We start from the raw sequence: 15,237 nt of genomic DNA on the forward strand, positions 1-15,237 counted from the left end.
CTAGCGAGCCGCCAGACGCGCCATCAGCGAACTGGCCTCTTGGGAGGCTTCGCCGCCATCGGTCAGGTGACTCATGCTCTCGGGCAATTCACGGCCGTGATGCGCCATGGCCTGCGCGTAGAGGCGTCCGGCGCGGTAGGAGGAGCGGACCAACGGCCCGGCCAGCACACCGGCGAACCCGATTTCGGTCGCGTAGTCGGAGTGCTCGACGAACTCCTCCGGCTTGACCCAACGCTCGACCGGATGGTGGCGCGGCGACGGGCGAAGGTACTGGGTGATGGTCAGGATGTCGCAACCGGCCTCGTGCAGGTCGCGAATGGCTTCCTGCACCTCTTCCGGAGTCTCGCCCATGCCGAGGATCAGATTGGACTTGGTGACCAGACCGTCGTCGCGGGCTGCGGTGATGACGTCCATCGACCGCTGGTACCGGAAGGCGGGACGGATGCGCTTGAAGATGCGCGGCACCGTCTCGACGTTGTGAGCGAGCACCTCCGGGCGTGAGGAGAAGACCTCGGCCAGTTGATCGGGCTTGGCGTTGAAATCGGGGATGAGCAGTTCGACGCCGGTGTTCGGATTGAGCTTCTTGATGTACCGAACCGTTTCGGCATACAGCCACGCGCCGCCGTCCTCGAGATCGTCACGAGCGACGCCGGTGATCGTGGAGTAGCGCAGACCCATGGCCTGCACGCTCTCGGCCACCCGGCGCGGCTCGTCTCGATCGAGATCCTCCGGCTTGCCGGTGTCGATCTGGCAGAAATCGCAACGGCGGGTGCATTGCTCACCGCCGATGAGGAAGGTCGCTTCGCGATCTTCCCAGCATTCGTAGATATTGGGGCAGCCGGCTTCCTCGCACACCGTGTGCAGACCTTCGCGCTTCACAAGACCCTTGAGCTCGGTGTACTCCGGGCCCATCTTGGCTTTGGTCTTGATCCAGCTCGGTTTGCGTTCGATGGGGGTCTCCGCGTTTCGGATCTCGAGGCGGAGCAGCTTGCGTCCTTCTGGGGCCACAGTCACAGAAACGATGCTACGCGCCGAAGCGAACCGTCGTGAACTGCGGGTTGATCGACGCCTCCGTGACCGGCGGATGCTCGATCTCGTGATCCTGCACGGGCATCGACCCGTCCAGGGCGGCCAGAACAGCGTCGGTGACCGCGGCGGTGACGTCGCCGATGGTGACGTCGCGGCCCAGCTCCAGCGACAGCGACGTCACTCCGGCGTCGGCGATGCCACATGGCACGATCGCATCGAAACCGGTCATGGCCGCATTGCAGTTCAGCGAGAAACCGTGCAGCGTCACTCCACGCTGAACACGGACTCCGATCGCCGCGATCTTTCGTTCGGGCAGCCACGCGCCGCCGCGCATCTGCGCTGCGAGCCACACGCCGGATCTACCGTCGACGCGCCCGCAGGTGATGCCGTAGGCGGACACGACGGAGATCAGAGCCTCTTCGATGCGGCGCACGTACCGTACGACGTCGATGGGCTGCGCGAGCTTGACGATGGGATACCCCACCAGTTGGCCGGGTCCGTGCCAGGTGATCTTGCCGCCACGATCGACCTCCACGACGGGGGTACCGTCGCGCGGCATGTCTTCCTCGGAGGTACGCCTCCCGGCCGTGTAGACGGACGGATGCTCGAGCAGCAGCAGCGTGTCGGAGCCGGCACCGTCCGCCCGGGCACCGGCCAGCTCGCGCTGCAGTGCCCAAGCCTCGGTGTACTCCACGGTGCCCAACTCTCGCACCACGACCGGCTCGGAGCTCGCGCGTGCCGACACAGCGGCCGGCGAAGAGTTCGCTTCACTCATGAATCGGAACGGTACGCCGCGTCACGAGCCGACGGCCACCCGCAGTGCTTCCCCGATGGTGTTGTGCTCGAAGGTGTAGCCCGCGTCCTCGAGTGCCTTCGGAATTGCCCGTGGCCCGGTCAGAATGGCCTCCTCGGCGAACTCACCGATCACGGCCTTCAACGCGAAGCCGGGCACCACCCACGGGGCCGGTCGATGCACCGCTCGCGACATCGCACTGTTGAACTGGGCGTTGGTCACCGGAGTGGGGCCCACCATGTTGACCGGTCCCCGCAGTGCGTCGTTCTCGATGCCGTGCACGATGGCCCCGATCTCGTCCTCCAACGAAATCCACGGGAAGTACTGACGGCCACTGCCCAATCGCCCGCCGAGCGCGAACAGGTACAGCGGCCGAAGCTTGCCCAGCATGCCGCCGCGCTGCGACAGCACCACACCGCTGCGCAGCATGATCGTGCGAACACCCGCTTCAGACGCCGCAGACGTGGCGTTCTCCCAGTCGCGACATACTTCGGCCAGGAATCCCTCACCGACAGGGGCAGTCTCGTCCACCACCCGGTCGCCGGTGTCGCCGTAGAAGTTGACGCCACTGGCATTGATCAAGGTGGGGACCCCGGCGTCGGCCGCAGCTGCAGCGAGTACCTCGGTCGGGGCGATGCGACTGTCTCGCACCAACTGCTTGTAAGCACCGGACCATCTCTTGTCGCCGATACCGACGCCGCAGAGGTTGACGATGGCGTCGGCGCCGTCGAGCGTGGCCGCGTCGATGCTCCCGCGCGACGGATCCCACTGGGACTCGTCCGGTCCGGCGGGCGTGCGCCGAACGAGCCGGGTGACGTCGTGGCTCCGGCCTCGCAGTGCCGCGACGAGCGCTGTGCCGATCAATCCTGATGAACCTGCAATGACTACGCGCATGTGAACGAAAGCCTCCTTGACGCAAACGGGGCATCATTCGCGAACGAATGATGCCCCGGATGCACGGTTCGTGCCCCTCTTTTCGAGACTCCGATGCGAATGTTTCGCGCTCTCACCAGAATACGTGAGAGATACGATTCGCCGGTTGCCTACAGACCGAGATCGGCCTCGAACGACGCCACTTCGAGACGCTGCTTGATCGTCGTGAGGAAGCGTCCCGCATCGGCCCCGTCCACCAGACGGTGGTCGTAGGTGAGCGGCAGGTAGCACATCGAGCGAACACCGATCGACTCGTTGCCCGAGTCGTCCTTGACGACGACCGGACGCTTGACGATCGCACCCGTGCCGAGCATGGCCGCCTGCGGCGGAACCAGGATCGGGGTGTCGAACAACGCGCCCTGGCTGCCGATATTGGTGATCGTGAACGTGCCACCGGACAGCTCGTCGGGCTTGAGTCCACCCGAGCGTGCACGGGTGGCGATGTCGTTGATCGCCCGAGCCAATCCGGCGAGCGACAGGTCGCCTGCATTGTGGATGACGGGGGAGAGCAGACCCTGCTCGGTGTCCACGGCGATACCGAGGTGGACATCGGCGTGGTACGTGATCTCCTTGGCGTCCTCGTTGATGCTCGCGTTGACGTTGGGGTGCGCCTTGAGAGCCTCCACGACGGCCTTCGCGAAGAACGGCAGGTACGTCAGGTTGACGCCCTCGTTCTCGGCGAACTTCGCTTTCGCCTTGGTACGCAGACCGGCGATCTTCGTCACGTCGACCTCGAAGGTCTGCGTCAGCTGTGCAGAAGTCTGCAGCGACTCACGCGTCTTCTTCGCGGTGATCTGACGAATCCGGTTGATCTTCTGCGTGGTTCCGCGAAGATGCGCGAGCTCCGGGCGAACACCGGCGGTGGCCGGGGCAGCGGGCTTGGATGCGGCGGCAGGCGCAGCAGCGGCAGCCGGAGCGGCCGGAGCCTTCTTGGCCTCGGCTGCGGCGAGCACATCCTGCTTGCGGATGCGGCCACCGACACCGGTGCCCTTCACGGTCGACAGGTCGACGTCGTTGTCCGACGCCAGCTTGCGCACCAGCGGAGTGACGTACGGGCTGGAATCACCCGACGGTGCCGCTTCCTTGGCGGGAGCGGCCTTGGGAGCCTCCTGCTTGGGCTCGGGCTTCGGCTCGGCCTTGGGGGCTTCCTGCTTGGGAGCCTCCTTCTTCGGCTCTTCCTTCTTCGGCTCTTCGGCCTTCGGGGCCTCAGGCTCCGGGGTTGCCTCGGGCTCGGGAGCCTTCTCGGCCGGCGATCCCGATCCGATGACGGCGAGCTGGCCACCGACTGCGACCGTGTCGTCTTCCTCGGCGGAGATCTCGAGCAGAGTTCCGGCGACCGGAGACGGGATTTCGGTGTCGACCTTGTCGGTGGACACCTCGAGCAGCGGCTCGTCGACAGCAACCTCGTCACCGACGGCCTTGAGCCATCGAGTCACGGTGCCTTCGGTGACGGACTCGCCCAACTCGGGCATCGTCACCGGAGTGCCGGATCCGGACGAGTCGGACGATGCACTCGCTGCGGGTGCCTCCTCCTCGGCCTGTGGCTCGGGCTCGGCTGCGGGAGTGGGCTCCTCGGCAGCTTCCTCGGGTGCCGACTCCTCGGCGGGCGCGGCGTCCTCGGCCGGTGCATCGGACGAGGGTGCCTCGTCTGCGTCACCGATCTGGGCGAGCTCGCCACCGATCTCGACGGTGTCGTCTTCCTGAGCGACGATCTTGGTCAGAACACCGGCTGCAGGCGACGGGATCTCGGTATCGACCTTGTCCGTGGAGACTTCGAGCAATGGCTCGTCGACTTCGACGGTGTCGCCTTCTTGTTTGAGCCACCTCGTGACAGTTCCCTCGGTGACGCTCTCACCAAGAGCTGGCATCTGGACGGAGAAGGCCATGTCTGTTGACTCCTCGACAGTTGTATGCGGGTGATGTGGATCGACGACTTGTGGTCGCAGACCATTGTGCTGGCGGAACAGGGTTCATGGACGAGAGTTGGGTGATTCGGTTCGACGGAGGCACCGGTGCACAAGGCACGTATCGAGCAGGTTTCGCTCGACACAGCGCCCACGTCGACACTCCCTCTCGGCAATTCACTTACTCACTTCACGAGCCTTGGTTCACTATCAAGAGAGCTGAACCCTCTAATGTCATCCTTCCATTGTTATCGCCTCGCCGTTCCCCTAGGGCGTGCAACACGCCTGGCAAACTGGCGGGTAACAACATTCCGGCACCAGAACCGGTGATCCATCGGCCGCAAGAAAAGGATGTTCTCGTGGGATTGTTCGATCGACTCAAGCGAAGCGGCGGGGCCGCGAAACGAGCTCCGGAGGGGTCGGTTGCCCAGTACCTGGCCGATTGGACCGACGCGCGAATCGGTGTCGAGGCCTACGTCGAGCCGAAGACGACGGTCACCCCGCTGACCGTCGTGCTGATCGCGAACGACGGCGAATGGACCCGTCGGCCGCTCGATGAAAAATATGCACGAAAGATCGGACCCGACCTGAAGATCCCGGTCTACGACGTGCGCAAGACCGGCTACCCCCAGCGCATGCGTGACCACGACGCCCGTCAGAAGGTCATCAGGAAGCGCGAACAACAGCAGCGCGATCTCTGACCTCGCCCGTGCGTGCGGACGTCGATCCGCACGCACGGACTTTCGCGATCAGCCGTTCTCGGCGATGTCCTCGAGGACCGCGAACATCGTTCGTACGGGAACGCCGGTACCGCCCTTGCCGGTGTAACCGAAGGGGCCACCGGTGTTGTACGCCGGGCCCGCGACATCGATGTGAGCCCATTCGACTCCGTCGGCGACGAATTCCTTCAAGAACAGAGCGGCAGCGAGCATTCCACCGGCCCGGCCGTTGGTGACGTTCGCCAGATCGGCCACCTTGGAATCGAGTTCGCGTCGGATCTCCTTCGGCAACGGCATCGCCCATGCGTTTTCGCCGATGGCCTGAGAGATCTCGGCGACGCGGTCGCGGAAGTCCTCGGTGCCCATGACCCCTGGCGTTCGATTGCCCAGTGCGACCACCTGAGCTCCGGTCAGCGTCGCGGTGTCGATGAGGTAGTCCGGATCGTCCTCGCAGGCACGCACGATCGCGTCGGCCAACACCAAGCGGCCTTCGGCGTCGGTGTTGATGACCTCGACGGTGATGCCGCCGTACTGGGTCAGCACGTCGCCCGGACGCTGCGCGGTGCCCGACGGCATGTTCTCGGCCATCGGCACCGTCGCGATGACATCGAGTGGCAGATCGACCTTCGCGGCCAGGATCACCGTCGCGATGACCGCAGCCGCACCGCCCATGTCCGAGGTCATGTTCTCCATGCCCGCAGCGGGTTTGATGGAGATGCCGCCGGTGTCGAACGTGATTCCCTTGCCCACCAGGGCGACCTTCTTCGCGCCCCGCTTACCGCCGGAGTGCGTCAGCCGAACCAGTCGCGGCAGACGCGAAGAACCCTTGCCGACGCCGTGAATGCCGCCGTAGCCGTCCTTCTCCAGCGTCTTGTCGTCCATGATCTCGACCTTCAGGCCCGCAGCCGTACCGAGAGCCTTGGCCTGCGCCGCGAACTCCTCCGGGTAGAGGTGGCTCGGCGGAGTGTTGACGAAATCACGTGCCACAGCGACGGATTCGGCAATGGCGAGCGATCGTGCCAACTCGTTCTTGGCTTCCTTGGAGCGGGTGTCGGGAACCAGCAGTTCGACGCGGGTCAGTGGAAGCGCGTCGGACTTCGGTGCTGACAACGCCGACTTGAACTCGGTGAACTGATACGCGCCGAGAAAGAAGCCTTCCGCGGCCGCGCCGAGATCGAGTGCCGACAACGTGGTCGCAACAGTGTCGACGCCCTTGAGTGCGCGAGCTGCGGTACCGGCCGACTGCCGGATCCGCTCGCTGTCGATGTCGGCTGCGCTGCCGAGGCCGACCGCCAGCACGCTGTCCACGGACAGGCCCGACGGTGCCGGAATGCGCACCAGCTCGTCGGCCTTTCCGGTGGCACCGACGGATTCGAGAGCGTCGAGCAGCGCCGCAGCGATGGCGTCGTCGGAAATGTCGTCGGTGATGGCGAGTTCGAGGCCGTCGTCACTGGTACTCAGCGCGACGACGAGAACGTCGACTTTCTTACCGAGCTTGCCCGCGAGGACCAGGTCGGGTCCGAGAGTGCGGGAAGGCGTCGAGGGTGAAGGCACGTGGCTGCTCCTGTAGGGGTTGACGTGTACGTACCTCGATCCTAATGACGAGTCGTCGAGGGACGCAGTCGGTCTGCCGGGCCCGCAACGGCCGCGATGTGAGCTAGCGTGACCGCCATGACCGACACCGAGCTGATCGAGGGACCACTTCACGCCGTGCACACCGAATTGGGCGCGACATTCGCACCTTTCGGCGGCTGGACCATGCCGGTGTCGTACGCCGGAGTCGTCGTCGAGCACACGGCGGTGCGAGAGGCCGTCGGCCTGTTCGATGTCGGGCATCTCGGCAAGGCGTCGGTGACCGGACCCGGAGCCGCAGCGTTCGTGAACTCCGTGCTCACCAACGATCTGAACCGAATCGAACCGGGCAAGGCGCAGTACACCCTGTGCTGCACCGAATCCGGCGGCGTCGTAGACGACCTGATCGCGTACTACGTCTCGGACGAGAACGTCTTTCTGGTGCCGAACGCAGCCAACACGGCGGCCGTCGTCGCGGCAATGGCCGAGCAGGCACCCGAAGGGGTGTCGGTGGTGAACCAGCACCGCGAGTTCGGAGTGCTGGCCGTGCAGGGACCGAAATCGACCGAGGTCCTGCAGGAACTCGGCTTGCCGACCGACATGGACTACATGGCATTCGAGGACGCCACCTGGAATTCGGTTGCGGTCCGCGTCTGCCGGACCGGATACACCGGCGAACACGGCTACGAGCTCGTTCCCCCCGCAGGAGATGTGGAACCGCTCTTCCGGGCACTCATGGCTGCAGTGCGATCGCGCGGAGGGCAGGTGTGCGGGCTCGGTGCTCGCGATACGTTGCGTACCGAGATGGGATACCCGTTGCACGGACACGAACTGGCACTGGACATCTCGCCACTCGAGGCTCGCTGCGGCTGGGCGATCGGGTGGAAGAAGGACGCGTTCTGGGGCAAGGAAGCCCTGTCCACCGAAAAGGCGAGCGGACCGGCGCGAGTGCTGCGCGGACTGAAGGCCCTCGACCGCGGTGTGCTGCGCCCGGGCCTGGCCGTCGGGGCATCGGGACAGCAGATCGGAACGACGACGTCCGGCACGTTCTCGCCGTCGCTCAAGATCGGAATCGCCCTGGCCCTGCTCGACGCGGAAGCCGCACCGGAGGTGGGCACGGAGGTCGAGGTCGACGTTCGTGGCCGAGCGTTGCGCTGCGAAGTGGTCGCGCCGCCGTTCGTCGCAGCGAAGACCAGGTGACCGCGCGAGAGCGCAGCGGCCTTGACGATAGGATCTCCGGCATGACAGGTGTTTCCGAGTTCGCGTACGTGCAGCATCCCTCTCCCGCCACTCCCGTGGAGCGCGACGCGGTGCTCGCTGCACCCGGTTTCGGAAAGCACTTCACCGATCACATGGTGTACATCGACTACACCCGTGACGGTGGATGGCACGATGCGACGATCGCGCCCTACGGACCGATCGAGCTCGACCCCGCCGCGATGGTCCTGCACTACGGCCAGGCCATCTTCGAAGGACTCAAGATCTACCGTCAGCCGAACGGCGACCTGTCGACCTTCCGGGTGCACTCCAATGCCGAGCGCTTCCGCTCCTCGGCCCGCCGTCTGGCAATGCCGGAGTTGCCGGACGAGCTGTTCATCGGATCGATCGAGAAGCTTCTCGAATTCGACCACGACTGGGTCCCCGCAGCAGGCGGCGAAGACGCGCTGTACGTGCGGCCGTACATGTTCTCCACCGAGGCCGGGCTGGGCGTGCGCCCCGCCGACTCGTACCGCTACATGCTGATCGCCTCGCCCGCGGGCGCGTACTTCCCTCGGGGCGTCAAGCCGGTGAGTGTCTGGCTGTCCACCGAGTACGTCCGGGCGGCACCGGGCGGCACCGGTGCGGCGAAGTTCGCCGGCAACTACGCCGCGTCGCTCCTCGCGCAGGCGCAGGCCAGCGACGAGGGATGCGATCAGGTGGTCTGGCTCGACGCGACCGAGCGCCGCTACGTCGAGGAAATGGGCGGCATGAACCTGTTCTTCGTCTTCGGCTCGGGCTCCGATGCACGCCTGGTGACGCCGTCGCTGTCCGGATCACTTCTGCCCGGCATCACCCGCGACTCGCTGCTGGCCCTGGCGACCGACGCAGGCATCCCCGTCGAAGAGCGGCGGATCTCCACCGAGGAGTGGCGCAAGGGTGCCGACTCCGGCGAGATCACCGAGGTGTTCGCCTGCGGCACAGCAGCCGTCATCACACCGGTGGGCAGCGTCAAGTCCACCGAGGGAACGTTCGAGATCGCAGGCGGCGAGCCCGGCGAGATCACACTCGCACTGCGCGACACGCTGACCGGCATTCAGCGCGGAACGTTCGCCGATACGCACGGTTGGATGACCACGCTCCGCTAGCTCCCCAGGAGCAGACCGACCGCGGCCAGCGCGGTGGTGGTCTCGATCCCGGCTCCGAGCACGTCGCCGGAGAGCCCGCCGAAGCGTCGGACGCAGTGCCGGGTGGCCACCGTCCCGAGCGCCAGGACGGCGATGACCACCAGCGGTCCCTGCCACGGGTGGTCGGCCCGTGCGAACACCGAGATCGCCACTGCGACAAGCACCCACAGCGCCGGAGGCACGTTCGACTGCGTACCTGCCACGAGCGCACCGAAACCGTTCGGCGACGACGCGTCCGTGCCCCGGCGGCAGGCGAGCACCACCGACACCCGGCCGACGACCGGGACGACCGCGATGGCCCACCACAGCTGCTGGTGCGCGAGCTGGCCCAGGCTCGCGGCCTGAACTGCCAGAACGAGGGCGATGGTAGCCACTCCGAACGGCCCGGCACTGCCGGACTTCATGACTTCTCGCGCGCGCTCGGGAGGTCCGTAACAGCCGAGTCCGTCTGCGGTATCGGCCAAGCCGTCGAGATGCATACCCCGAGTGAGCAGTGCCGAGGCACCGACGGCGATCAGTCCGCCGAGCAGCGGCGACAGTCCGGCCGCGATCGACACCCACAACAGTGCGGCGGAGATGCCACCGAGGGTGAGGCCGACGAGCGGAGCGAAAGCGATCGCGCGGCCGGCGGAGTGCCTGTCGACGTCCTCGGGGCCGCGCACGGGCAGCACCGTCAGCCAAGAGAACGCGAGCGCCAGTGAATCGGCTCGCTTGCGCACCGTCAGTGCTCTTCGATAGTGCTGCGGGCCTCGATACTGCTGTGGGCTTCGCTGTCGCCGGTACTGACCCCGGAGTCCGCGAAGGTGGCCATCGAATTCAAGGTGCCGACGCCCGCACGAACCAGAGGCAACGCCGCCAACGCACCCGAGCCTTCGCCGAGACGCATCTCCAGCTCCACGATCGGTTCGAGACGCAAGTGCCGCAACGCAAGTGAATGCGCAGGCTCGGCCGAACGATGCCCGGCAACCCACCAGCTGCGTGCCCCGGCTGCCGCGTCCTCGGCCACCAGAGCGGCCGCGGTCACCACGAGGCCGTCCAGAATCACCGGGGTTCGCCGATGCGCGGCCTGGGCGAGAAAGCCGGCGAGAGCCGCGATGTCGGCACCACCCGCGACCCGCAGCAGGTCGGTGGGGTTCTTCGCGACCGGTCGTGCTCGACGCATCGCGTCCCGGATCGCTGCGGTCTTCCTGATCCACCCCGCATCGTCGATTCCAGTGCCGCGGCCGACCGCGGCAACCGGTTCGGTATCGGTCAGAGTGGCGATCAATACCGTTGCAGGAGTGGTGTTTCCGATGCCCATGTCGCCTGCGATGAGAAGATCCGCGCCGGCGTCCACTTCTTCGTCGGCGATGGCGGCTCCGGCAGCAATCGCGGCCCGAACCTCGTCCTCGGTCAGTGCATCCTCGCGGTCGATGGACCCGCTGGACCGTCGAACCTTGAACGCGGACACAGAAAAATCCGTATCGGCGTCGACCGCGATGTCGACAACCCGAACCGCAGCACCGGCGATATCGGCGAGCACGTTGACCGCGGCACCGCCGACGCGGATGTTCTCGACCATCTGGGCCGTCACCTCTGGAGGGTACGCAGAGACTCCGTGCGCAGCGACGCCGTGATCGCCGGCGAAGACGACAACACGCACTCGTTCGAGAGACCGCGGCGGGCAGGCGTCCTGGCAGGCCGCGATCCACTCACCGAGCGCCTCGAGGCGACCGAGGCTTCCGGCAGGCTTGGTCAATTCCCGTTGTCGGTCCACAGCAGCCGATCTAGCCGCGGACGACGGAGCGGTCACCGGACGAAACGGCGACGACGACGCCGAATCTTCTTCCGAAAGAATTGTCACACTGTGCCTTTCGCGGTGATGAAGTCCGCCGGAGGTTCCTTGAGGGTCAGCGCGAGTCCTGCGACGACCAGCAGAACCCTGTCACACACCGCGGCAAGCCGAGAATTGAGCAATCCCAGCTCGTCCCGGAAGAGGCGACCGGAACGGGATTCGGGTACCACGGACAGGCCGACCTCGGGGCTGACGAGCACGAGGGGGGACGTGCAGTCCGCGACCGCTCCGACCAGGTTGTCGACAGCCGGTGCGATCGTGCCGCGGGGGAGCTCCCAGGCCTGCGCGTCGTCGAGCATTCCCGTCAGCCACGTTCCGAGATCGTCGACGACGGTGGTGCCGTCCCACGGCTGCGTGACGACACCGGCCAGTGACGCGACGGCCTCGACGGTGGACCAGTGTTTCGGTCTCGACGCGCGATGCCGGTCGATACGACGCTGCCAGTCCTCGTCGGTCGCGTCCCGCCTCCCGGTGGCGAGGTAGCGCACCGGCTCGAGAACGGCGAGCGACTCGGCGTGCCCGGACTTGCCCGATCTGGCTCCACCGAGCACGAGAGTTCGTCTCGGTTCGCCCACCGACGTCAGACGGCCTCGCCGGCGCTGACTCGCGGCTTCGGGGCGCGCATCTTGCGGATCTGGGACGCGCGGACGAAGGCGTACCAGCCGATCTTGAAGCCGCCGTCGGTGGTCTCGGGGAACCGCACCCGGATCTTGTTGTTGATCATCTTGCCGAGGTAGATGCCCTCACCGACCATGAAGAGCATCATCACGAACATGCCGAGGGTGACGTACTGCTGCACCTGAGGCTGCAGGAACAACGCGAAGATCAGGATCAACGCGAGCGGCATGAACAGGCCCACGAGGTTGCGTCGCGCGTCGACGATGTCGCGCACATATGCGCGCACCGGACCCTTGTCGCGGGGGAGCAGGTACTTGTCGTCGCCGGCGAGCATGCGTGCACGTCGTTCGGCTGCGGCGGCGCGTCGCTCGTTGGAGGCGGCCTTGCGATCTTCCTTGCTGCCCTTGTTCGCCTTGCGGCGCTCGCGTGCCTCTTTGCTCGTGAGCGGAGCCGGAGCAACCGGTCCGCGACGCCGAGCCTCGGCGTCACGACGCTTGGGGGTCGGCCGGCCCTTGCCGAGAGACACCGGAGAGGTCGCGTCGCTCCCGGCCGTCGTCGACTCGGATTCGTTCGAGTCGTTTCCGTCCGAATTGTCAGAGTTTCCACGGCGTAGCAGCTTCACGCACTCAGAGTATGGGATGGCTCGTCGGTATCGAACACCGGCCAGGTCAGCGGCGAAACACCGGATGCCGTTCCGGCGCGGCAGCCCTAGACTTTCGACGATGCGAGTGATGATTGCGCCGGATTCGTTCGGAGACACCCTGACTGCCGCGGCCGCGGCAGATGCCATCGCCAGGGGATGGGCCTCGGTTCGTGAGACCGACGAACTCGAACTCGCGCCCCAATCCGACGGCGGCCCCGGCTTCGTCGAGGTCTTGGCCTCGCGCATCGGCACCGTGCAGTTCGCGGACGTGGACGGGCCCCTCGGCAACCCGGTACGTGCCCAGTGGCTGCTCGACGGTACGGCTGCGTACATCGAATCGGCTCAGGCCTGCGGACTGCATCTGCTCGACGGGCCGCCCACCCCACTGACCGCACTGAAGGCGAGCAGCTACGGCGTCGGTCAGCTGCTGGGCGCCGCCCTCGACGCCGGGGCCCGAACGGTGTTCGTCGGACTCGGCGGAAGTAGCTGCAGCGACGGCGGGCGCGCGATGATTCGTGCGCTGGGCGGTCTCGGATCGGCAGTCGCGCGGTTGTCGGACATCGACCTCGTTGCCGCGTCGGACGTGGAGAACCCGCTGCTGGGCGACGCCGGTGCAGCCCGAGTGTTCGGCCCACAGAAGGGTGCCGACGAAGACACGGTCGCTCGGCTCGAGGAATCGAACAGCGATTGGGCCGCAGTGCTCTCCGCCGCAGGCCACGACGTGGCAGATCGACCCGGCGCCGGAGCCGCAGGCGGTCTGGGCGCGGCCCTGTTCGCACTCGGTGGCAGGCAGCTCCCCGGCGCCGTCGTGGTGGCCGAACGAACCGGGCAGCAGGAACTGCTGGCCTCCGTCGACCTGGTGCTGACCGGTGAGGGCAAATTCGACTCGCAATCGCTGCGAGGCAAGTTGGTGACCAGAATCGCTGCAGCGGGCGGCGCGACCGGTCTCGACACGATCGTGCTCGCGGGACAGGTCACGTTGACCGAGGACGAACTGGACTCGGCGGGTATCTCGGCTGCGCACTCGATCACCGAGTTCGCGGGATCGGTGGAGCTGGCGATGTCCGACGCGGCGAACCAGCTCGAACAGCTGGCCGCGCGCGTCGCGGCCGACGTGGCCGACTCTGCTGTGCAACCGAGGCGGCGAGCGTGAGGAATAGAGCCACCGGGAGTACGGTTGAGTAGTTCACGGGTTTGTACGACTGATAGGGAGAGCCCATGACCGTCTCGAACGAAACCACAACGACCGAAACCACAGCGCACAAGGTCACCATGACGGAGACCGCGTCGACCAAGGCCAAGGCGTTGCTGGACCAAGAAGGCCGCGACGACCTCGCGCTGCGCATCGCTGTGCAGCCAGGTGGTTGCGCAGGACTGCGCTACCAGCTCTTCTTCGACGACCGAAGCCTCGACGGCGACCTCGCGGTCGACTTCAACGGCGTCACCCTCGCAGTGGACCGGATGAGCGCCCCGTACGTGGAGGGTGCATCCATCGACTTCGTGGACACGATCGAGAAGCAGGGCTTCACGATCGACAACCCGAACGCCACGGGGTCGTGCGCGTGCGGCGACTCGTTCAACTGAGCTGACTCGTACTCGACTGTGACCGATACACGCATGCGTGTATCGGTCACAGTCGTGTCTGCCCATCAGCTCCCCAGCATTTACGAACCGAAAGGCCCTCCTTCGTGACTCTCGCGGTATCCGGCTCGATAGCGACTGACCATCTGATGCGATTCTCCGGACGGTTCGCCGAGCAGATCGTCGCCGACCAGCTCTCGAACATCTCGTTGAGCTTTCTGGTCGACGATCTGGTCATCCGCAAGGGAGGCGTCGGCGGAAACATCGCGTACGCACTCGGAGTTCTCGGCGGTGCGCCTCTGCTCGTCGGAGCTGTGGGACCGGACTTCGCCGAATACCGGACCTGGCTCGAAGAGCACGGAGTCGACTGCAGTGGCGTGAGTGTGTCCGCCACCGCCCACACTGCCCGCTTCGTCTGCACCACGGACGAGGACATGGCGCAGATCGCGTCGTTCTACCCCGGCGCGATGAGCGAGGCCCGTGATATTTCCATCGAGGCCCTCGCAGCGCAGCACGAGATGGAGCTGGTTCTGATCGGTGCCAACGACCCCGACGCCATGACGGCGCACACGGCCCAGTGCCGCGCGGCCGGCATCCCGTTCGCTGCCGACCCGTCGCAGCAGCTCGCCCGGCTCGACGCCGCGCAGGCGACCGACCTGATCGACGGTGCCGCGTACCTGTTCACCAACGAGTACGAATGGGCGCTCCTCAAGCAGAAGACCGGCATGTCCGACGCAGACATCGCCGCGAAGGTGGATCTGCGTGTCACGACCCTCGGTAAGCGCGGCGTCGACATCGTCGCCAAGGGCGGCGAACACACTCACATCGGTGTCGTACCCGAGACGAGCAAGGTGGACCCGACCGGTGTCGGCGACGGCTTCCGAGCAGGTTTCCTCACGGCGCACATGGGCGGAGCCAGCATCGAACGTGCAGCGCAACTCGGTTCGCTCGTGGCAGTGCTGGTACTCGAGACCACAGGCACCCAGGAATGGGAGCTCAACCGCGACGACGCGATCAAGCGTCTGACCGCGGCCTACGGTGCCGAAGCGGGCGAGGAGATCGGGGCTCTGCTGCCGGCCTGAGCTTGGTCTCCCGTATCGGGATCAATGTGGCTTTGTGCAATCTAAGTGACTTGCACCGCTCCCCAGAAGTTGGACTGAGTAATTCAGTTCCGACTACTGGGGAGCGTGTGTATGCGTGCACGAAGTTCACTTACCGAGGATCAGA

The 15,237-nt window shown here is 66.1% G+C and carries 15 protein-coding genes; 6 read left to right on the forward strand and 9 right to left on the reverse strand.

Annotated elements, in window-relative coordinates; genetic code table 11:
* The 4 genes from lipA to sucB all read right to left on the reverse strand — a co-directional run bounded on the left by lipA (position 1) and on the right by sucB (position 4,641).
* Positions 1-1,014 (reverse strand): lipoyl synthase, encoded by a 1,014-nt coding sequence (gene lipA, locus AB0366_RS26090; RefSeq protein WP_317804588.1) that lies wholly within the window; start codon positions 1,012-1,014, stop codon positions 1-3.
* Between the two features lie 10 nt (positions 1,015-1,024).
* Entirely contained in the window at positions 1,025-1,804 is a 780-nt protein-coding gene (lipB, locus tag AB0366_RS26095) for a lipoyl(octanoyl) transferase LipB (protein ID WP_366246554.1), read from the reverse strand.
* A gap of 21 nt (positions 1,805-1,825) precedes the next feature.
* Positions 1,826-2,716, reverse strand: coding sequence for a TIGR01777 family oxidoreductase (locus AB0366_RS26100; RefSeq protein WP_121869578.1), 891 nt, complete (start codon positions 2,714-2,716; stop codon positions 1,826-1,828).
* A gap of 149 nt (positions 2,717-2,865) precedes the next feature.
* Complete coding sequence (gene sucB / locus AB0366_RS26105) at positions 2,866-4,641, reverse strand: 2-oxoglutarate dehydrogenase, E2 component, dihydrolipoamide succinyltransferase (protein WP_366246555.1); 1,776 nt, start codon at positions 4,639-4,641, stop codon at positions 2,866-2,868.
* Positions 4,642-5,018: 377 nt separating this feature from the next.
* On the opposite strand from sucB, the gene AB0366_RS26110 reads away from it, so the two are divergent.
* Positions 5,019-5,360, forward strand: coding sequence for an oxidoreductase (locus AB0366_RS26110; protein WP_094612934.1), 342 nt, complete (start codon positions 5,019-5,021; stop codon positions 5,358-5,360).
* A gap of 48 nt (positions 5,361-5,408) precedes the next feature.
* Here the strand turns inward: AB0366_RS26110 and AB0366_RS26115 are convergent, their stop codons facing one another.
* A complete protein-coding gene (locus AB0366_RS26115; protein ID WP_366246556.1) occupies positions 5,409-6,932 on the reverse strand; it encodes a leucyl aminopeptidase in 1,524 nt (507 codons plus the stop codon).
* Between the two features lie 117 nt (positions 6,933-7,049).
* Here AB0366_RS26115 and gcvT point away from each other — a divergent pair, with 117 nt between their 5' ends.
* Positions 7,050-8,150, forward strand: coding sequence for a glycine cleavage system aminomethyltransferase GcvT (gene gcvT / locus AB0366_RS26120; RefSeq protein WP_121872343.1), 1,101 nt, complete (start codon positions 7,050-7,052; stop codon positions 8,148-8,150).
* A gap of 41 nt (positions 8,151-8,191) precedes the next feature.
* The gene (locus AB0366_RS26125) at positions 8,192-9,295 is read left to right on the forward strand and encodes a branched-chain amino acid aminotransferase (RefSeq protein WP_314141468.1); all 1,104 of its coding nucleotides are present in this window, start codon (positions 8,192-8,194) and stop codon (positions 9,293-9,295) included.
* On the opposite strand, the gene AB0366_RS26130 is transcribed toward AB0366_RS26125, so the two are convergent.
* Genes AB0366_RS26130 through AB0366_RS26145 form a run of 4 tightly spaced genes read right to left on the reverse strand, consistent with a single transcriptional unit; the run spans position 9,292 to position 12,408 of the window.
* Complete coding sequence (locus AB0366_RS26130) at positions 9,292-10,053, reverse strand: adenosylcobinamide-GDP ribazoletransferase (RefSeq protein WP_366246558.1); 762 nt, start codon at positions 10,051-10,053, stop codon at positions 9,292-9,294. The genes AB0366_RS26125 and AB0366_RS26130 overlap by 4 nt on opposite strands.
* 2 nt (positions 10,054-10,055) lie before the next feature.
* Positions 10,056-11,126, reverse strand: a complete 1,071-nt coding sequence (gene cobT, locus AB0366_RS26135) for a nicotinate-nucleotide--dimethylbenzimidazole phosphoribosyltransferase (RefSeq protein ID WP_366246563.1) — start codon at positions 11,124-11,126, stop codon at positions 10,056-10,058.
* A gap of 47 nt (positions 11,127-11,173) precedes the next feature.
* Positions 11,174-11,743: a bifunctional adenosylcobinamide kinase/adenosylcobinamide-phosphate guanylyltransferase gene (gene cobU / locus AB0366_RS26140; RefSeq protein WP_366246559.1), complete on the reverse strand. Its 570-nt coding sequence runs from the start codon at positions 11,741-11,743 to the stop codon at positions 11,174-11,176.
* 5 nt (positions 11,744-11,748) lie between these two features.
* Positions 11,749-12,408, reverse strand: coding sequence for a DUF3043 domain-containing protein (locus AB0366_RS26145; RefSeq protein WP_366246560.1), 660 nt, complete (start codon positions 12,406-12,408; stop codon positions 11,749-11,751).
* 100 nt (positions 12,409-12,508) lie between these two features.
* On the opposite strand from AB0366_RS26145, the gene AB0366_RS26150 reads away from it, so the two are divergent.
* The 3 genes from AB0366_RS26150 to AB0366_RS26160 all read left to right on the forward strand — a co-directional run bounded on the left by AB0366_RS26150 (position 12,509) and on the right by AB0366_RS26160 (position 15,092).
* Positions 12,509-13,582, forward strand: coding sequence for a glycerate kinase (locus AB0366_RS26150; protein WP_366246561.1), 1,074 nt, complete (start codon positions 12,509-12,511; stop codon positions 13,580-13,582).
* 65 nt (positions 13,583-13,647) lie between these two features.
* Positions 13,648-14,013: an iron-sulfur cluster assembly accessory protein gene (locus AB0366_RS26155; protein WP_037192882.1), complete on the forward strand. Its 366-nt coding sequence runs from the start codon at positions 13,648-13,650 to the stop codon at positions 14,011-14,013.
* A 104-nt stretch (positions 14,014-14,117) separates the two neighbouring features.
* The gene (locus AB0366_RS26160; RefSeq protein ID WP_366246562.1) at positions 14,118-15,092 is read left to right on the forward strand and encodes a carbohydrate kinase family protein; all 975 of its coding nucleotides are present in this window, start codon (positions 14,118-14,120) and stop codon (positions 15,090-15,092) included.
* The last annotated feature ends 145 nt before the right edge of the window (positions 15,093-15,237 follow it).

This window comes from Rhodococcus sp. NPDC076796, assembly GCF_040702765.1.
GTDB lineage: Bacteria > Actinomycetota > Actinomycetes > Mycobacteriales > Mycobacteriaceae > Rhodococcoides.

What these genes read in the sequence shown, in the direction of transcription:
- lipB (WP_366246554.1), bottom strand. Translation starts at nt 1,804, where the DNA reads ATGAGTGAAGCGAACTCTTCGCCGGCCGCTGTGTCGGCACGCGCGAGC.
- AB0366_RS26100 (WP_121869578.1), bottom strand. Translation starts at nt 2,716, where the DNA reads ATGCGCGTAGTCATTGCAGGTTCATCAGGATTGATCGGCACAGCGCTC.
- sucB (WP_366246555.1), bottom strand. Translation starts at nt 4,641, where the DNA reads ATGGCCTTCTCCGTCCAGATGCCAGCTCTTGGTGAGAGCGTCACCGAG.
- gcvT (WP_121872343.1), top strand. Translation starts at nt 7,050, where the DNA reads ATGACCGACACCGAGCTGATCGAGGGACCACTTCACGCCGTGCACACC.
- AB0366_RS26125 (WP_314141468.1), top strand. Translation starts at nt 8,192, where the DNA reads ATGACAGGTGTTTCCGAGTTCGCGTACGTGCAGCATCCCTCTCCCGCC.
- AB0366_RS26150 (WP_366246561.1), top strand. Translation starts at nt 12,509, where the DNA reads ATGCGAGTGATGATTGCGCCGGATTCGTTCGGAGACACCCTGACTGCC.
- AB0366_RS26155 (WP_037192882.1), top strand. Translation starts at nt 13,648, where the DNA reads ATGACCGTCTCGAACGAAACCACAACGACCGAAACCACAGCGCACAAG.